A 17,535-nucleotide genomic window follows, 5' to 3' on the forward strand; every position below is an offset into this window, starting at 1 on the left:
TGTTAAAACAAATTCAATTTTTAATCAATTTCAATTAATTGCCTTCGTCTCCGACAATTATATGATGAATACTCTTTGGCTAATTCCACCAAAATAGATGCTGCTTTTTTAATTCGATAATTTTTCGACCACACGGCGGCATAACGCGCGACGGGTAAAGTTTCTTCTACCGGGATAGTAATAAACTGGTTTGAGCCAAACGGTGTGGTCATATCGCAGGGAATTACTGTTAAGAAATCAGCATTGAGAACAAGATTATAAATCGTAACGACAGAGTCTGTTTTAACGATGTTTTCACTGCTGATGCCATTATTCTGTAACGTGGTAAGAAGTTCGCTGTAGTACCCCATATTCGTTTGTGGCAACACCCACTGTTCGTTTTTCAACGCGCTCAGCGAGGTGATGCCGGTGCATGTTCGGGACTTGCTGGCAACCAGGATAAAGTCTGACTCAAAGAGCGGCTCAACGTGCAGATCATGCAGTTTCATCTCATCACTCAGCGTACCGATGGCGAAATCCAGACGTCCGTCACGAATCGCCGGTAAGAAGGAGGAGAGCTGAGCTTCATACATAGAAACCTGCGCCTTCGGGAACACTTCTTTGAATTTTTTAATCATGCCGGACATGATGGTGAAGGCAATCAGTGAAGGAAAGCCAAACGACACATCAACGACCGCGTTGCTCGTCATGCTGTTCATCTCATCAACCATGTTTTTCATTTCACGGGTAATAGATTCAGACCATGAGAGCATCACCTGACCTGCCTGAGTCAATGTCACACCAGTATTTTTACGTACTACCAACTCAATACCAAAATAAGCCTCAACATCATTGATGATTTTACTGACAGCGGGTTGAGTTAAACCTAATTCTTTTGCAGCTGAGCCGATAGAACCGCTTCTAATGACTTCCTGAAAGACCACTAAGTGCTGTGTTTTAGGGAGTGTAATAGTATTCATATCGACCTGCGTTAATTACTTTGTTGACGGCAGGAAGTGTACCAAATTAAGCGAACAAGGATATGTGCTACCCCTCACAAATCCCCTTGACTTACATTTTGTAAGACTATCGTTAAAATTTAAATCACTTAATAATCATATAGATATGAATTATCGATCTCGCTTTATCCTGACTTTAATCAAAAAAAGATGGGGGGATAACGATTTTTTATGGCTATAACACCTCCATTTTTTCCACTATTTTTTAAAACCATGAAAGGCTATATTTCAATCAATTACAGAACAATTATCAGGCAAGATGGCGCTTAAATTTAATAAACAACTTATCAAATTTAATTATATTTTAATGATTATGGTGATTAAATAACGTTATGCATCACATTTTTTCGCCATATTTGTTTGTAAAGAAACATTACATTTATTAAAATTCAATCTAAAAAATACAAACAATTATCATATATAACATTATATTAACACTGATTTTGTGCAATTTATTAGCAAGTAATTTTGTGATGGAGATCGATTGCGTTCGATTATTCTCGATAAAAACGTATCGCGCAGCGTTTTGTGTTGGTCGTCACAAAATTAGAAATATCCACCGACACATTCCCCTCAGATAAAAGAAATTCGGTGCATAAATAATAGGGATATAAAAATTAGATAAGAAGGAAATAAGCGCCTGCATCCTCGAAAACCAATCTCAATGCTCGCTGTAAAACCTCTGCCGGATGGCGGTGTAAACACCTTATCCGGCCTACAAAACCAGTCTCTCCCCCAGTAGGCCTGATAAGCACAGCGCCATCAGGCATGGCAACCGCCCAGAAAGCAAAAACCTCACCGAAGTGAGGTTTTATAAAGAGTGAAGCTGACCGATAAGCCGCGTTCTTTTGAGCATAGCGTCGTGGACAGTCATTCATCTGGCTTACCCTGAAAGCAAAAACCCCGCCGAAGCGGGGTTTTATAAAGAGTGAAGCTGACCGATAAGCCGCGTTCTTTTGAGCATAGCGTCGTGGACAGTCATTCATCTGGCTTACCCTGAAAGCAAAAACCCCGCCGAAGCGGGGTTTTATAAAGAGTGAAGCTGACCGATAAGTCAGGAAAAATCAACCATACGTCAGGCATCTGTGGCGTTTGTGTTGTCTTGTATCACAGACTGTATCCCACTTTGTATCACAACGATAGTCCTGAAATTTACTCGCTGTCAGCCGTGTCGAAGCTTTTGCTGTACGGGCAATGTTTCGACTTCGTGATATAGGTAAACGTGTAAACGCTATTGCTATAAACACAGAGAGTCCGACCATTTTCCATAGTCGATTGATCCGGGTTACTCATCGTTATTCGACCCGCGTTGGCGCTAAACGGCAACAACAAACTGCAAAATATCAATACAGAACCTTTCATCCTTAACCCCTCAATGTTCGTTTTTCACCAATCACGACTGCTTAGCAATCTTCAATCTCCTTAGACGATTATAGTAACCATGTTGATCAATTTTACCGATCGATTTTATAGTATCGATCGATTAAAGTAATTTAATCACATCTTTGTGTTTGCCTATGGTGCACAAATTTTACTCAACTAATGAGGCTATTATGAAAAAGATTGTTGCGGTATTTCTGGGGGTTAGCATGTCCAATTGCGTGCTGGCGGGTGATGGATCGCCTGAACTGAAATCAGAAAGCCAAGCTGTTATTCGTAATGCTGGTTATCAATGTGACAAAGTGAATGGTGTCTTCCCTGCTGCTTTTGGTGGCTCAGTTACTGTGTTCTGCGATGATGTCTACCAGTATGTAATTAAGGACAAAGGCGGGCGGTATACCGTCGCAGTTAATGATTAAGGACTTGTATCATGGCAATGAGGTCTTGCAGAGAGTGTGGGCAGAAGGTTTCTTCAGAAGCGAAAGTGTGTCCAGGGTGTGGTGTTAAAAAACCATATCAGTCTCCCGTGAGAGGATTCATCTTTTTAGGTATCATCGCGATAGCGATTTATAAAGGATGTAGTGGCGGCGGTAGTGAGAATACTGGGAACTCCTATTACTCGAATGATGTAGCTAGCAATGATGCTCCAACAAGTCAGCCATTTGTTGCGCCTGAAGCAGTAAAGGTAAAGAAAGCTGCGTCGGTGAACCTTATGCCAGCATCAACTACGCCATTCACTCAATCTCAAGTCTGTAAGGCAGCAATTGCAGGTATGTTCGGTAAGAGTGTGGATAAAACTCATGTAGTCAAAACAAAAACTGCTGGAGTGTTTACTGTTTCATACATGCGCCCTTCGGATAACCAGCGTTTTTCATTCGACTGTAAATTATCTGATGACAACGTGATTTGGAAAGAGTCAGGTCAAAGTTCTAACCGTTGGCAGGGCACTGGTAATGTTGAATTTAATGTGGTGTTTATGGTTCGAGATGACGAACTCACATTGAAAGAGTTACACGCGGACTCTGACGATGTAACGTACAAATTCAGAATGAAAGATTTCCGATGACCCATCTCAGGGGCTGCATCTAGCGGCCTCCTTTCGTAACATCATGTTGAAAACAAGATGCAAGATCAGCTAAACGGATCCATATTTATTGAAGTAGTTACACATTCTCTTGACCAATTATCCTTATGAAAATATTGATAAGTAGTTGATACCATTAGAATTTAATCAGAGTAATCTGAGGAGGTTATTCTGCTAACCCAATCAAACATGATCTGCATATGGTTGCCATTAGGTCTAATCATTCCAACCTGACAAGCATTAACACCAGTTGTTTCCCCAATCAGAATGCGCCCATCTAACATATGTACTTTTATACCCACTCCTTGTTTGAAACACTTATTGCAGATAGAAAAAAAGTCTTTCCTTGTTGGGTCACATGGCTGAACATTAAAAACATCAGCAGCAATAAGTCTTGCAGTTAAATTTTCGCTAATCGGCAATTCTTCGAGTGATGCGAGAAACTCAAGTTTTACCTCAATCCTATTGCTTCCCTTAGCTTCATCAGATGCCAAGATCATATTTTCTTTCTGATTAAACTTTGAAATATAACCGATTATTGATTGCCCGTTGCCGCTTACCAACTTTACAGGATAATCATTGAAGCGTAGAAATTGTATCCTGCGAGCAAGCGTAGAATATTCACGGGGCCATTTTTCCGCTTCTCGACCATATGAGATATCATTCATAACAGTTGTACCTTAGAACCAGTTTTAGCACATTAAACAAAAAAGCCCCGCAATCACGGGGCTTAGTACTATAAACTATATTAACGCAGCAGAGACAGTACGTTCTGCGTGGTCTGGTTAGCCTGTGCCAGAACAGAAGTACCAGCCTGCTGCAGGATCTGCGCGCGGGACATGTTGGACACTTCGGTCGCATAGTCAGCATCTTCGATACGGCTACGAGCAGAGGACAGGTTGTTTACGGTATTGCCCAGGTTGGTGATAGCAGAATCGAAACGGTTCTGTACCGCACCTAGGTCAGAACGCAGAGCGTCGACTTGCGCCAGAGCTTTATCGAGCTGAGCTAAAGGATTGGCAGTATTAACTTTTTGCTCAGTTAAATTAGCTGTACGTAAATCATTATTAGCCGGTAACGCTATATCAGCCTGCTTGTAAACTTTGCTGTCAATACTAACGACTTGAGTTAATCCATCTTCACCGCCATAGGTTACATTAGCTGTTTGAGCCTTGCCCTTTTTATCGGTGTAATTCTGTTGGATTACTTTTGCGTCGCCAGTCGCAGTATTTACTTTTGCAGCATAAAGTTTCCCATCGTCACCTTTGATAGCATAAATTTCTTTACCATCGGCACCTTTCAAGTTATTACCTTCACTATCCTGCAGTGTAACCAGTTTCGCGTTTGCAATACCGGCTGTACTAGCAGTATCAAGAGTGACAGCATGATTCACTGAAGTGTCTTTAACGCTAGTAATAAGCGCTGTAGAACCAGTTCCTGCCGCCGCACCAAATGAAGGATCAGTTTTTACTGGCCCAGTTGTATCAACGGTCACATGACCATTTGTTGCATTTACAGTAACTTTATAGTATCCATTTTTTTTATCAGCATCTGTAGTTGCACCTTTAACTTTGACGTAGTAGTTACCGTCATCGGCTTTGCGGATACCATTACCGTCAATTGAAGTTTCAGTAGGAACGATAGCTGCAACGTCAGTGGTTAATGTAGCAATGTCCAAATTAACTTCAGGATTCACGGTTGAAATACCGCTACTAGTTTCAGGACCTTTTACTAATTTATTGTTAACGTTAAAACCATCCAAACCTAATGTTTTGGAGTTAATTTCTTTAAGGTTAATGGTAATGTTTTCATTATCATTTGCACCAACTTGAATCTTAAGCTCGCCACTTTGCGATAATACTTTCACGCCGTTGAACTGAGTCTGACCGGATACACGATCAATTTCGCCAAGACGCTGGGTGATTTCAGCCTGAATGGAATCAAGGTCAGACTGAGAGTTAGTGCCATTGGTCGCCTGAACAGACAGCTCACGTACACGTTGCAGGTTGTTGTTAATTTCAGACAACGCACCTTCAGTAGTCTGAGCTAATGAGATACCGTCGTTAGCGTTACGGGACGCCTGGGTCAGACCTTTGATGTTCGAGGTGAAGCGGTTAGCAATCGCCTGGCCAGCAGCATCGTCTTTCGCACTGTTAATACGCAGACCAGAAGACAAACGTTCAATAGCTGAACTCAGGGATGACTGTGACTTGTTCAGGTTATTTTGAGTCAACAGCGACAGACTGTTGGTATTGATAACTTGTGCCATAAGATTTTCCTTTTGGGTGTATAAGCTGGCTTACCTGTGTCATTCAAGTTATCGACAACTTTGACCTAAACTTTATCTTTTTTTTATTTTCATCAATCTATTGTTTTTATTTGTTTTTTATCCGGTTAGGGACCACTAACAGCACACAACCAATTATGTGTATTTTTTCATCAAGTCTTGCTCTCTTTTGCTACTTCACAAAAAATGGCTAGCGATTGCCAGATCGGTCAAGCGGGTTCCACCAGCGAACAAAGATAACTCTCGATCTTTTACAAATATCATGCAGGTCAATGGCATTGACCTAGTTAGTATCAACAATCGAACGTTTTATGATACCAGTAAACCCTACCTTAAATTGGTGTCATTAAATTAGCGTATTGACATTATGATACCATTAGTTAATTATGATACCGTTTTTGATACCAATCAGGGGAGCGATTATGAGCCGTACATTTGCATATTGCCGTGTGTCCACCAGCGAACAGTCAACAGAAAACCAGATTATGGCGATTCGTCAGGCTGGCTATGCAGTGAATGATAGCAGGGTGATATCAGAAACCGTGTCAGGGGGAGTACAGGCAATGCAGCGCAAAGGCTTTGCTGATATGGTGACTCATAAACTGGAGGCTGGGGATCAGCTTGTAGTATTGAAACTGGACCGCCTGGGAAGGGACAACATCGACGTGCAGCAAACCATTACGATGCTGGTGGATAAAGGGATTGATGTTGTTTCACTGGATCTGCCTGTGCGTAACCTTTCCAGCGCGGAAGGGAAGTTGATGCTGCAAATGTTTTCTGCGTTTGCAGAATTCGAAAAATCCCGCATCATTGAACGTACAAAAGAGGGTTTAGTAAGAGCCAGGAAGGAAGGGAAGAAGTTAGGCCGTCCGGTTGCGTCAGATACCCTTCAGCGTGTACAGGAAGCCAGAGCTAAGGGGCTGAGTCAGTCCAAAGCGGCGTTAGCATTGAATTTAAGTCTCCCGACTATCAAACGAAACTGGAACATCAAAGAGGCGTAAGATTTAACCTGTCTTCACTCAGATTCAGATGCTGCCCTGCCAACGTGTGAGGCTTAATTATGGCTATTTTCGGGTCAATTAATCCGAAATATTCCGGCGACAGTAAATCCAGCGGAGCCGCACACCAGCTTAAATCTACGTGGAAAAGATAGAGATGTGGTGCTATATTTAAAAGTTAAGCCGTGATATGTGAGAGAGGGTATTGTTAAACGCAATGAGCGCTATCGTGAGCGCTTTTTTTGGCGTGGGTAATGCGAAGGTACTGCCTCCTGATTTGAAGGCCGTAGAGAGCGTTACACGAAGGATTTAGCAATTATGGTTTTTATTGCTCAACTTTGATGTTGAGTGTACCCGATCCCCATTTCCGGTCTGATACTTCCCACGCTCTTTCGCCAGATATGATACCCACAGAAAGGGACCCTTTAGCGTTTCCGGCCTATTTCTTTCGATAACGTAATGATTCGGATATCTTTCCGTTGCTTTTGGCAGCTCCACCAGCGCTGCTTTACCGCCCGTCAGGCCCATCCAGATTTCAACAATACTTCCGGCAATGCCGCTTGTGGGTGTCCCAAGGCGTCTAACCTGTCGATGCGGGAGAGCAATCCAGCAATGATAATGCACCTGCTTTGCTTCCTCTTTCTCCCGTACCCAGCCATAAGCAAAGTTGAGGATCGGTTCTGCCAATCCCTCAGGCCTGTTTAATTTAGCCCTCAGGCGTTCACGTAGTTTTTTAAACAGGTCGCTTACCCACCTGTTGCCTGTGTCTATTGGGGTATTCTCAGGTAAACGTAAATCGAAGCGAGAGAAGTAAACCCGGCTGTAGATGGACAGTATTGCATCAAGCTGTTCTGCTATAGGGTTAAGGATATCAAGGCGAACACCAGATTGGTCGGTGGCGTTGATCGGGTAGGCGTAACCATGACGAATGAAAACATCACCTGTGATGACCCTGTAACGCCCGTGTTTATGAACAGTAGTTGTGTAAGGCGTAGCCCGTGCGAGCATTGACTGAATAGATCCTTCTTCTGACACAACACCCCCCTCGCGTACACACACGTAAGTTATTACCATCTGACCACCGTAAAACGGAACGGTTACGGGTAGCACAAACCCCATCAGCCAAAGGCTGACGGTAAAAAAGATTGATAAAATTTTTTCGAAGAAAGTTTACATTGTGCGTAAAAACCCAAAGTAACAATAGCGCACAATTCATAGCAGTGCAAAGATTATTTTAATCTGCGGTATTTTTCAGGTTTGATTCTGCAATTTTTCCGCTTTTGCTATAGCCTAATTCAATGCTTCACAAGCGATAAGTGCTTGGCTATGGTCCAGTAACCCCATTGAATTAGAATGACTATCACTAAAACCAATCAACACTATCAACAACTGGAAGCAAATCCGAAACTTTCATCTTGCCCGTATAAACCTTGGTTTGCCCTTGATTTGAATGTTCGTGACCTATCGTTTGCTGAACAAGTGTGAGGGTGTGCTTTGCCTGAATCTCAGTTACGAAAGTGTGACGTAAGCTATGCACAATACGTCTATTTTTATAATCATCAAGATAAGCAATACCCAATTGCTCACGTATTGCATGGAAAAGCCGCGTTACCTGACTTGTATTAGTGATTTCTGGGAACAAGTTGGCATCTGCCTTTTTGCTATCCAAATAACCCAAAAACCCCATATTAATCAAACGCTTTGATATAGGAACCTGCCGAATCCCCGCCTCAGTCTTACTATCTCCGATCATGATGTAATACCGTTGGCTATCGTCGTCCAAGCGCACATCTGAAACCTTCAGTTTTGCGATTTCAGAACGACGGGCCCCTGTATACGCTAGCAACAAAAAACCCCATTTATTCCAACCATCTAATGTCGCGAAATGTTCTACCAACTTTCTCATTTCTGTACGATTGTAATGGCCGTAGCTGTGACTTTTTGCTTCATACTTGACGTTGTTTGTAGGCGGTAATTCAAGAATATCCTCTTCTTTGGTCAGGTAGGTTGAAAATAATCCCTGACAAAGTTTCAGATAATCTTTGACCGTTTTTGATGAAACTAAGTCTTCTTCTGGAACTTCATCCAAATCTAAACATTGCTGGATAGTCATCTTGTTGTATGGGCTCTTGTTTTGGCGAGGAAGACCTTCAACGACTTCAAGCAAGTGTTTAATATCGCGCCGAGTGATTTCAGTAACTAACGTATCAGCACCAAGAACCATCTCTATCACTTCATAATATTTCTCATTACCCTGTCGAATCTTAGGCACCCAATTAGGCTTAAATGCGAGAAATCCCTGCCATGCCTTAGATAAAGTAATCCCAGAGGCCAATGATTCTTCAGGTTTATCGGCTACGGTAGGCGCATAGTGGTTGTCTGGACGCATGGAGTTAACAATCTGTTGGTAATCAGAATGTCGCTGATCCATAAAGGCTATATGTGCATCGCAATAGTGTCTCCAGAGGAGGTCATACTGTGAAGCCACATTATCGATTTCATCCTCCATGCCCGTAAGATCAAACTGGCTACCAAGTTGTTCTATAACTGAATCTGTCGATAGCGGCTCAACATCTTGTTTGAAGGTTCCATCAAGTAGCAATCCAACATCAAGCGCAATACGTTTTTCACGGGCCAATGAACCTGATTTTCGCAAGGTAGTACGTACAGTAGAGGGGATTTTTTTCGCTGCGGCATAAAAACCTGCCTGAATTTCAAGCAAATACTTATCAATATCGTTTTGTTCTAACTTCTTCATTTTCTGCACTATATCCATTAATAGCGTTGCTTCCATCTTGGACGATTTTACAAGAGAAATAAACATAGAGAGGCGAGAAGATATAAATCTTGCTCTGTTGGCTGAATCGCTACCCAAAGACATGCGAAAGAATCGGCCTGTAGATAGCCTGAAATGAAGGTGGTAGCGATTGCCACGCTTAATAATATTCGGGATGGAACAACCGTTGGTATGTCTCGTTTGTATCACAGTCTGTGTCACATTTTCACCTATTAAGGCCTGAGACACACCAACGTATTGTTTTAGAAGAAGTTGAAGCTGACCGATAAGCCGGGTTCTGTCGTGGACAGTCATTCATCTAGGCCAGCAATCGCTCACTGGCTCAAGCAGCCTACCCGGGTTCAGTACGGGCCGTACCTTGTGAACCCCTATTTGGCCTTGCTCCGGGTGGAGTTTACCGTGCCACGGACTGTTACCAGCCGCGCGGTGCGCTCTTACCGCACCCTTTCACCCTTACCTGATCCCACTTGCGTGGGCCATCGGCGGTTTGCTCTCTGTTGCACTGGTCGTGGGTTTCCCCCCCAGGCGTTACCTGGCACCCTGCCCTATGGAGCCCGGACTTTCCTCCCCTCCGCCCGTCTCCCCCGAAGAGGACGACGACGAAGCGGCGACTGTCTGGTCAGCTTCGGCGCGCAGTATAGAGGGTTTGCGGGGCAATGTCACCCCGCACTGCGCATTCCTATCGCTAACGTGGCAGCGATGTTTCTTGAGGCGCGATAAATATTATCAAATGCCCCACGGAAGGCCTCTTCCAGCGTGCTGATGCTGGTCAATACGCTAAACACCGCATCGATACCATATTGATGCACTACCTCCACATCGCGCGTCAGGCTACCACCAATACCAATAACCGGTTTGTGGTACTTCTTCGCGACATTTGCCACGCCTACCGGCACTTTGCCGTGAATGCTCTGGCTGTCGATCCGCCCTTCGCCGGTCACCACCAGCGTACAGTCGTGAATATGCTCTTCCAGATTGAGCGCCTGGGTCACAATCTCGATACCGCTGCGCAGCTCGGCGCCTAAAAAAGCCATTAACGCCGCGCCCATTCCGCCTGCCGCACCGGAGCCTGGCACATCTTTCACATCGACCCGCAGCGATTTTTTAATGATGTCGGCATAATGAGACAGATTACGGTCCAGTTCGAGAATGCGTTCTTCCGTCGCCCCTTTCTGCGGGCCAAAAATGCGCGAAGCGCCAGAATCGCCGATGAGAGGATTAGTCACATCGCAGGCCACGCGAATGGAACAGGTTTTTAAGCGCGGATCCAGACCCGAGATATCGATGGAGTTCAGACTCATCAGGCTTCCACCACCGTAGCCAATCTCTGTCCCGTTGGCGTCGCAAAGTTTTGCCCCCAGTGCCTGCACCATACCCGCGCCACCGTCGTTGGTCGCACTGCCGCCGATGCCAATAATGATGCTCTGCGCACCGCTATCCAGCGCCTGCAAAATCAACTCTCCGGTACCGCGTGACGTAGTGACTAAAGGGTTGCGCTTTTCAGGAGGCACCAACGCCAGACCGCTGGCTGCCGCCATTTCGATAAACGCGGTTTTACCATCTCCAGACATGCCCCAGCAGGCATTCACTTTTTCGCCCAGCGGCCCCGTTACTTGCGCTGAATGTTCACTCCCTTGCGTCGCGGCAATCATGGCTTCGACCGTTCCTTCGCCACCATCGGCAACCGGAACAGAAACATATTGCGCATCGGGGAAAATTTCCCGAAATCCTTTTTCTATTGCCTGAGCTACCTCGGTGGCAGAAAGGCTTTCTTTATAAGAGTCTGGGGCAATTACGATTTTCATAGTTATGTAGCCTGACAGTGCCGCGCAAGGCAAGAAATACAGGGCGCGCATCCGCGCCCTTCTTGTTAGCGAGTGACTTCCACTTTCGCCAGTTTTTCGTAGTAGCATGCGAGCGCACTGTGATCGGCTGTACCCAATCCATCTGCACGTAGCGCCTGCATCATCTCCATGACTGCAGCAGTCAGCGGCAACTGAGCGCCAACGCCATGAGAGGTATCCAGCGCGTTCGCCAGGTCTTTGATATGCAGGTCAATACGGAAACCTGGTTTAAAGTTGCGATCCATCACCATCGGCGCTTTCGCATCCAGCACGGTGCTGCCTGCCAGCCCGCCACGGATCGCCTGATACACCAGGTCCGGATTCACACCCGCTTTGGTCGCCAGCGTCAGCGCTTCAGACATCGCGGCAATGTTCAGCGCCACAATCACCTGATTCGCCAGCTTGGTGACATTACCCGCGCCAATTTCACCGGTATGCACCACGGAGCCTGCCATCGCTTTCAGCAGATCGTAGTACTTGTCGAAAATCGCTTTATCACCGCCGACCATCACCGACAACGTGCCGTCAATCGCTTTTGGCTCGCCGCCGCTGACCGGCGCATCCAGCATATCCACGCCTTTCGCTTTCAGCGCATCGCTAATTTCACGGCTGGCTAACGGCGCGATGGAGCTCATGTCGATAAGCACTGTGCCCGGTTTCGCCCCTTCAATAATGCCGCCTTCACCCAGTGCCACTTCCTTAACATGCGGAGAGTTCGGCAGCATGGTGATGATCACATCACACTGCTCAGCGATATCTTTCGCCGTGGCGGCGGTTTCAGCGCCTGCGGCAATTACTTCCGCAATGGATTCCGGGTTACGGTCAGCAACCACCAGCGAGTAACCTGCCTTGAGGAGGTTTTTACTCATTGGTTTACCCATAATACCGAGGCCAATAAAACCAACTTTCATTGTCATGTCTTTATCTCTCTCTACTGTCGATGGTGGTTATTTCTTAAAAGAATCAGCCAGTTTCTGCGTGGCTGAACGGAACACGCCAAGGTCGCTGCCAACGGCAACAAACGTCGCGCCCCACTCCAGATAACGACGCGCATCCGCCTCTACCGGGGCCAGAATGCCGCTTGGTTTGCCGTGTGCTTTCGCGCGGGCAAAAATGTGCTGGATAGCTTTCTGCACATCAGGATGTGACGCATTGCCGAGGTGGCCTAGCGCCGCGGCCAGATCGCTTGGTCCGACGAAGACACCGTCAACGCCTTCTGTCGCCGCGATTGCGTCAACGTTATCAACGCCCTGCTGACTTTCGATCTGCACGATGATGGTGATGTTCTTATTCGACTGCGCAAAGTAGTCCGGTACGGTGCCAAACATATTGGCGCGATGGGATACGGACACGCCACGAATACCTTCCGGCGGATAGCGGGTCGACGCCACAGCGTTAACCGCTTCTTCTTCCGTCTCAACGAACGGGATCAGGAAGTTGTAAAACCCGATATCCAGCAGGCGCTTGATAATCACTGGCTCGTTGGTTGGTACACGCACTACCGCCGCGCTGTCGCTGCCTTTCAGCGCCATTAATTGCGGAATAAACGTCGAGATATCATTCGGCGCATGTTCGCCATCCAGTACCAGCCAGTCAAAACCTGCCAGACCTAAAACTTCGGTACTGATTGGGCTGGCCAATGCAGACCAGCAGCCAATCTGAATTTGTTGCGCCGCGAGGGCCGCTTTAAACTTATTCGGGAAAATCGTGTTATTCATCGCCTATACCTTTGTTTATTTCTGCAATTCCATACGTTTAATGTCACCGACAATAAACAGGTAGCAAACCATTGCCATCAGCGCCGAGCACCCTACAAACATCAGCGCAGCATTAAATGAGTGCAGCTCGCTCACCAGATACCCAATCACCAGCGGGGTGACGATGGAAGCCACGTTGCCAAATACGTTAAATACCCCACCGCACAGACCGACAATCTCTTTCGGCGCGGTATCGGAAATCACCGGCCAACCCAGCGCGCCGAAACCTTTACCGAAGAAAGCCAGCGCCATCAGCGCCACCACAAGAGCGGTATTATCGGTGTAGTTACACAGAATAATGGTCGATGCGAGCAACATGCCGAGCACTATCGGCAGCTTTCGCGCCAGGGTAATGCTGAAACCACGTTTAATCAGATAATCAGAGAACACGCCGCCGAGCACGCCACCGAAAAACCCGCACAGTGCCGGAATCGAAGCCACCATGCCCACTTTCAGGATCGACATACCTTTTTCCTGAACCAGGTAAATCGGGAACCAGGTGAGAAAAAACCAGGTAATTGTGTTGATAAAATACTGGCCAAAGAACACACCAAGCATCATACGGTTCGTGAGCAACTGCTTGATATAATGCAGTTTAGGACCACCTGACTTCACATCGCCCGGCTTTTTATGGTCCATATCCACGACCGCGCCGTTTTCAGAGATAAACTTCAACTCTTCTTGCGACATGCGCGGGTGATCGGTTGGGTTATGAATAAACTTTACCCACAGTCCGGTAAGCACAAAACCAATCACGCCCATTACGGTAAAGACGTGCTCCCAGCCCCAGGCGAAGGTCAGCCAGCCCAGCAGCGGGGAAAACAGCGCCAGGGAGAAATACTGTGCAGAGTTAAAAATCGCAGATGCCGTACCGCGCTCTTTCGTTGGGAACCAGGCCGCCACGATACGGGCATTAGCCGGGAAGGATGGCGCTTCCGAGAAGCCCAGCATAAAGCGCATGATGAACATTGAAATACCCGCCCAGGCCAGCGGGAACATGTCCACAAAGCCCTGCAGGAAGGTAAACAGTGACCAGAAGAACAAACTGTAGGTGTAGACTTTCTTAGAGCCGAATTTATCCAGCAGCCAGCCGCCGGGGATTTGCATCAACAGGTAAGCCCAGCCGAAGGCGGAGAAAATGTAACCCATTGAGATGGCGCTGAGATGTAACTCTTTCGCCACTTCAGTTCCGGCAATAGACAGCGTCGCACGGTCCGCATAGTTAACGGCTGTAACAATAAATATTATCAGCAATATTAAATAACGGGTGTGCGTACCTTTCTTTTTCTCGACAACTGTATCCAATATCATTCTATTTACCTCGGGCACATAAAAGGTTTTTATTATTATTTTGTGGGTATTTCTCGTGATAAATTACCGATAATAGAAATAGATAATAATTTATCAGGCGTTATGAAACCGTGATTTAGTATAATCATCAACACAACGTTAATCATTGTTCAAACGCTCATTAAACTAGCGTTATTTAATTAATGTTTTGGGCATATGCACACATGCCTGGGCGCTAATGCACACATTTACGTATTGCTACCCTCGGCGACGCGGCCTTGCTGAGTTTAAGTGATCATCATCACATTCTTCACGTTAAACTCCTGACATTCTTATTTCACGATACCGAATCTTTATTACTTACAATTAGATTCAAAATATAAATATCCACACTATTATCACCACCTTGTTGGAGAATACTGGACAATGGCCGACATCGAAATCAGACAAGAATCGCCAACGGCGTTTTATATTAAAGTTCACGAAACAGATAATGTGGCGATAATTGTCAATGACAATGGTCTGAAAGCCGGAACGCGTTTTCCGGACGGACTGGAACTCATTGAACATATTCCCCAGGGTCATAAAGTGGCGCTATTGGATATTCCTGTTCATGGCGAAATCGTGCGTTATGGCGAAGTGATAGGCTATGCCGTTCGCGATATCCCACGCGGCAGCTGGATTGATGAATCAATGGTTGAGCTGCCCAAAGCCCCGCCGCTGGAGACGCTGCCGCTGGCAACTAAAGTGCCAGAGCCGCTGCCACCGCTAGAGGGCTATACCTTCGAAGGTTACCGCAATGCTGACGGTAGCGTAGGTACCAAAAATCTACTCGGTATCTCCACCAGCGTGCACTGCGTAGCGGGCGTGGTGGATTATGTGGTGAAAATCATTGAGCGCGATCTGCTGCCTAAATACCCGAACGTTGACGGTGTGGTGGGGCTCAATCATCTGTATGGCTGCGGCGTGGCGATCAATGCTCCAGCCGCCATCGTGCCGATTCGCACCATTCACAATATTGCGCTTAACCCGAATTTTGGCGGTGAAGTGATGGTCATCGGCCTCGGTTGCGAAAAACTGCAGCCAGAGCGGCTGCTGGAGGGCACGCACGATGTGAAAAGTATTCCGGTCGACAGCGCCAGTATCGTCAGCCTGCAGGATGAAAAGCACGTCGGCTTTCAATCGATGGTCACCGATATTCTGCAGGTGGTCGAACGTCATCTGGAAAAACTCAATCAGCGCCAACGTGAAACCTGCCCGGCTTCAGAACTGGTGGTAGGCATGCAGTGCGGCGGTAGCGATGCGTTCTCCGGCGTGACGGCCAACCCGGCGGTGGGTTATGCCTCCGACCTGTTAGTACGCTGCGGCGCGACCGTAATGTTCTCTGAAGTAACCGAAGTGCGCGATGCCATCCACCTTCTGACCCCACGTGCGATTAACGAAGAAGTCGGTAAACGCCTGCTCGAAGAGATGGCCTGGTACGATAACTACCTTGATATGGGCAAAACGGATCGCAGTGCCAACCCTTCTCCGGGCAACAAGAAAGGCGGTCTGGCAAACGTGGTGGAAAAGGCGCTGGGTTCGATTGCCAAGTCTGGCAAGAGCGCGATTGTCGAAGTATTGTCGCCGGGTCAGCGCCCAACCAAACGTGGCCTGATTTACGCTGCAACCCCCGCCAGTGATTTTGTTTGCGGTACACAGCAGGTCGCTTCCGGGATCACCGTGCAGGTGTTCACCACCGGTCGCGGTACGCCGTATGGTCTGATGGCCGTGCCGGTGATTAAAATGGCGACACGCACCGAGCTGGCCAACCGTTGGTTTGACCTGATGGACATTAACGCGGGCACCATCGCCACCGGAGAAGAAACCATTGAAGATGTGGGTCTGAAACTGTTCGAATTTATTCTCGACGTCGCCAGCGGGCGTAAGAAAACCTTCTCGGACCAGTGGGGACTGCATAACCAGCTGGCGGTGTTTAACCCGGCGCCAGTGACCTGATTATCTACCGTATTTTCTTAATGAGCATGCCTTCGGGCATGCTTTTTTTTCGCCGCAACCTTTCGTAAACCTCCCATTTCTTTCGAAACTTTCATTTATCAGATCGAAATCACAAAAAACGTTACGAAACCATATACTTTATTTCGAAGAAAGAAATCGAAAGACTTCGGAGGAAGTATGTTTATCATCTCAAGCAAAATGATGCTGAAGAAGGCGCAGCAAGAAGGCTATGCCGTACCGGCGTTTAACATTCACAACCTGGAGACCTTACAGGTTGTCGTGGAAACAGCAGCCGAACTACGCTCTCCGTTGATCGTCGCCGGCACACCTAGCACTTTTAGTTATGCCGGGGTCGGTAACATCGTTGCAATCGCCAGTGAACTGGCAAGAAGCTGGAACCATCCTCTCGCCATCCATCTCGATCACCATGAAAGCGCCACCGATATTGAAGCGAAAGTCGCTACAGGCATTCGCTCCGTGATGATCGATGGTTCCCATCTGCCGTTTGCCGACAACATTGCATTAGTTAAACACGTAACAGACTACTGCCACCGCTATGACGTTAGCGTTGAAGCTGAGCTGGGACGGCTGGGTGGGCAAGAAGATGACCTGATCGTGGACGGAAAAGACGCGCTATATACCCACCCAGAACAGGCTCGGGAGTTCGTGGAAAAAACGGGTATCGACTCACTGGCTGTCGCGATTGGCACAGCTCATGGTCTGTATAACGCTGAACCTAAACTGGATTTCGATCGACTAGCCGAGATTCGTCAGCACGTTGATATCCCACTGGTTTTACATGGCGCATCTGGCCTGCCTACACATGATATTAAGCGCGCAATCTCCTTAGGGGTCTGCAAAGTTAACGTCGCTACCGAACTTAAAATCGCCTTTGCTGGCGCACTCAAAACCTACCTGAGCGCACATACCGATGCGAACGACCCACGGCATTACATGATGCCAGCAAAAGCGGCCATGAAAGAGGTAGTACGTAAGGTGATTGCCGACTGCGGCTGCGAAGGAAAGTTGTAATTGATTAATTAATTCGAATTGTACGGGTTCTGACAAAGGTCTGTTTTTAAAGCTGGATCACGAAAGATGC

General features: G+C 46.8%; 15 protein-coding genes and 1 other RNA gene. 5 read left to right on the forward strand and 11 right to left on the reverse strand.

Annotation, left to right across the window (positions count from 1 at the left end; translation table 11 throughout):
* Window positions 1-20: 20 nt before the first annotated feature.
* On the reverse strand, window positions 21-959 hold the full coding sequence (tdcA, locus tag OGX94_RS13480; RefSeq protein WP_003828596.1) for a transcriptional regulator TdcA: 939 nt from the start codon (window positions 957-959) through the stop codon (window positions 21-23).
* A 1,191-nt stretch (window positions 960-2,150) separates the two neighbouring features.
* Complete coding sequence (locus tag OGX94_RS13485) at window positions 2,151-2,360, reverse strand: hypothetical protein (protein ID WP_071941304.1); 210 nt, start codon at window positions 2,358-2,360, stop codon at window positions 2,151-2,153.
* Between the two features lie 191 nt (window positions 2,361-2,551).
* Here OGX94_RS13485 and OGX94_RS13490 point away from each other — a divergent pair, with 191 nt between their 5' ends.
* Window positions 2,552-2,797, forward strand: a complete 246-nt coding sequence (locus OGX94_RS13490; RefSeq protein ID WP_049016222.1) for a hypothetical protein — start codon at window positions 2,552-2,554, stop codon at window positions 2,795-2,797.
* Window positions 2,798-2,808: 11 nt separating this feature from the next.
* The gene (locus tag OGX94_RS13495; RefSeq protein WP_237727468.1) at window positions 2,809-3,444 is read left to right on the forward strand and encodes a hypothetical protein; all 636 of its coding nucleotides are present in this window, start codon (window positions 2,809-2,811) and stop codon (window positions 3,442-3,444) included.
* A 161-nt stretch (window positions 3,445-3,605) separates the two neighbouring features.
* Here OGX94_RS13495 and OGX94_RS13500 read toward each other — a convergent pair whose 3' ends face one another.
* Both OGX94_RS13500 and OGX94_RS13505 read right to left on the reverse strand, forming a co-directional pair.
* Window positions 3,606-4,130 (reverse strand): phase 1 flagellin transcriptional repressor, encoded by a 525-nt coding sequence (locus tag OGX94_RS13500; protein WP_161623115.1) that lies wholly within the window; start codon window positions 4,128-4,130, stop codon window positions 3,606-3,608.
* Between the two features lie 80 nt (window positions 4,131-4,210).
* Window positions 4,211-5,731, reverse strand: coding sequence for a flagellin N-terminal helical domain-containing protein (locus OGX94_RS13505; RefSeq protein ID WP_161623116.1), 1,521 nt, complete (start codon window positions 5,729-5,731; stop codon window positions 4,211-4,213).
* 440 nt (window positions 5,732-6,171) lie between these two features.
* Between OGX94_RS13505 and OGX94_RS13510 the strand changes: the two genes are divergently transcribed.
* The gene (locus OGX94_RS13510; protein WP_044701290.1) at window positions 6,172-6,750 is read left to right on the forward strand and encodes a recombinase family protein; all 579 of its coding nucleotides are present in this window, start codon (window positions 6,172-6,174) and stop codon (window positions 6,748-6,750) included.
* 306 nt (window positions 6,751-7,056) lie between these two features.
* On the opposite strand, the gene OGX94_RS13515 is transcribed toward OGX94_RS13510, so the two are convergent.
* From OGX94_RS13515 to garP, 7 genes are all read right to left on the reverse strand, one after another.
* On the reverse strand, window positions 7,057-7,755 hold the full coding sequence (locus tag OGX94_RS13515) for a YagK/YfjJ domain-containing protein (RefSeq protein ID WP_202633449.1): 699 nt from the start codon (window positions 7,753-7,755) through the stop codon (window positions 7,057-7,059).
* Between the two features lie 355 nt (window positions 7,756-8,110).
* Window positions 8,111-9,505, reverse strand: a complete 1,395-nt coding sequence (locus tag OGX94_RS13520; RefSeq protein ID WP_230121644.1) for a tyrosine-type recombinase/integrase — start codon at window positions 9,503-9,505, stop codon at window positions 8,111-8,113.
* Window positions 9,506-9,794: 289 nt separating this feature from the next.
* An RNA gene (rnpB, locus tag OGX94_RS13525) (RNase P RNA component class A) lies at window positions 9,795-10,171 on the reverse strand.
* Between the two features lie 32 nt (window positions 10,172-10,203).
* Window positions 10,204-11,349 (reverse strand): glycerate 2-kinase, encoded by a 1,146-nt coding sequence (gene garK, locus OGX94_RS13530; protein WP_032934186.1) that lies wholly within the window; start codon window positions 11,347-11,349, stop codon window positions 10,204-10,206.
* Window positions 11,350-11,414: 65 nt separating this feature from the next.
* Window positions 11,415-12,305 (reverse strand): 2-hydroxy-3-oxopropionate reductase, encoded by an 891-nt coding sequence (gene garR / locus OGX94_RS13535; RefSeq protein WP_003828600.1) that lies wholly within the window; start codon window positions 12,303-12,305, stop codon window positions 11,415-11,417.
* Between the two features lie 30 nt (window positions 12,306-12,335).
* A complete protein-coding gene (gene garL, locus OGX94_RS13540; RefSeq protein ID WP_008785889.1) occupies window positions 12,336-13,106 on the reverse strand; it encodes a 2-dehydro-3-deoxyglucarate aldolase in 771 nt (256 codons plus the stop codon).
* A 15-nt stretch (window positions 13,107-13,121) separates the two neighbouring features.
* Window positions 13,122-14,456, reverse strand: coding sequence for a galactarate/glucarate/glycerate transporter GarP (gene garP / locus OGX94_RS13545; RefSeq protein ID WP_003828604.1), 1,335 nt, complete (start codon window positions 14,454-14,456; stop codon window positions 13,122-13,124).
* Window positions 14,457-14,861: 405 nt separating this feature from the next.
* On the opposite strand from garP, the gene garD reads away from it, so the two are divergent.
* Together garD and OGX94_RS13555 are read left to right on the forward strand one after the other, a co-directional pair.
* Entirely contained in the window at window positions 14,862-16,433 is a 1,572-nt protein-coding gene (gene garD / locus OGX94_RS13550) for a galactarate dehydratase (RefSeq protein WP_257662131.1), read from the forward strand.
* Between the two features lie 177 nt (window positions 16,434-16,610).
* Window positions 16,611-17,465: a tagatose bisphosphate family class II aldolase gene (locus tag OGX94_RS13555; protein WP_257662132.1), complete on the forward strand. Its 855-nt coding sequence runs from the start codon at window positions 16,611-16,613 to the stop codon at window positions 17,463-17,465.
* Window positions 17,466-17,535: the final 70 nt, after the last annotated feature.

The sequence above is a fragment of the Citrobacter sp. Cpo037 genome, from assembly GCF_030332945.1.
Taxonomy (GTDB): Bacteria; Pseudomonadota; Gammaproteobacteria; order Enterobacterales; family Enterobacteriaceae; genus Citrobacter; species Citrobacter portucalensis.

Bases quoted from the DNA above. Each gene is read 5' to 3' on its own strand.
- garK (WP_032934186.1), bottom strand. From the start codon at position 11,349: ATGAAAATCGTAATTGCCCCAGACTCTTATAAAGAAAGCCTTTCTGCC.
- OGX94_RS13495 (WP_237727468.1), top strand. From the start codon at position 2,809: ATGGCAATGAGGTCTTGCAGAGAGTGTGGGCAGAAGGTTTCTTCAGAA.
- garL (WP_008785889.1), bottom strand. From the start codon at position 13,106: ATGAATAACACGATTTTCCCGAATAAGTTTAAAGCGGCCCTCGCGGCG.
- garP (WP_003828604.1), bottom strand. From the start codon at position 14,456: ATGATATTGGATACAGTTGTCGAGAAAAAGAAAGGTACGCACACCCGT.
- OGX94_RS13510 (WP_044701290.1), top strand. From the start codon at position 6,172: ATGAGCCGTACATTTGCATATTGCCGTGTGTCCACCAGCGAACAGTCA.
- OGX94_RS13485 (WP_071941304.1), bottom strand. From the start codon at position 2,360: ATGAAAGGTTCTGTATTGATATTTTGCAGTTTGTTGTTGCCGTTTAGC.
- tdcA (WP_003828596.1), bottom strand. From the start codon at position 959: ATGAATACTATTACACTCCCTAAAACACAGCACTTAGTGGTCTTTCAG.
- garD (WP_257662131.1), top strand. From the start codon at position 14,862: ATGGCCGACATCGAAATCAGACAAGAATCGCCAACGGCGTTTTATATT.
- OGX94_RS13515 (WP_202633449.1), bottom strand. From the start codon at position 7,755: ATGCTCGCACGGGCTACGCCTTACACAACTACTGTTCATAAACACGGG.
- OGX94_RS13555 (WP_257662132.1), top strand. From the start codon at position 16,611: ATGTTTATCATCTCAAGCAAAATGATGCTGAAGAAGGCGCAGCAAGAA.
- OGX94_RS13500 (WP_161623115.1), bottom strand. From the start codon at position 4,130: ATGAATGATATCTCATATGGTCGAGAAGCGGAAAAATGGCCCCGTGAA.
- OGX94_RS13505 (WP_161623116.1), bottom strand. From the start codon at position 5,731: ATGGCACAAGTTATCAATACCAACAGTCTGTCGCTGTTGACTCAAAAT.
- OGX94_RS13490 (WP_049016222.1), top strand. From the start codon at position 2,552: ATGAAAAAGATTGTTGCGGTATTTCTGGGGGTTAGCATGTCCAATTGC.
- garR (WP_003828600.1), bottom strand. From the start codon at position 12,305: ATGACAATGAAAGTTGGTTTTATTGGCCTCGGTATTATGGGTAAACCA.
- OGX94_RS13520 (WP_230121644.1), bottom strand. From the start codon at position 9,505: ATGAAGAAGTTAGAACAAAACGATATTGATAAGTATTTGCTTGAAATT.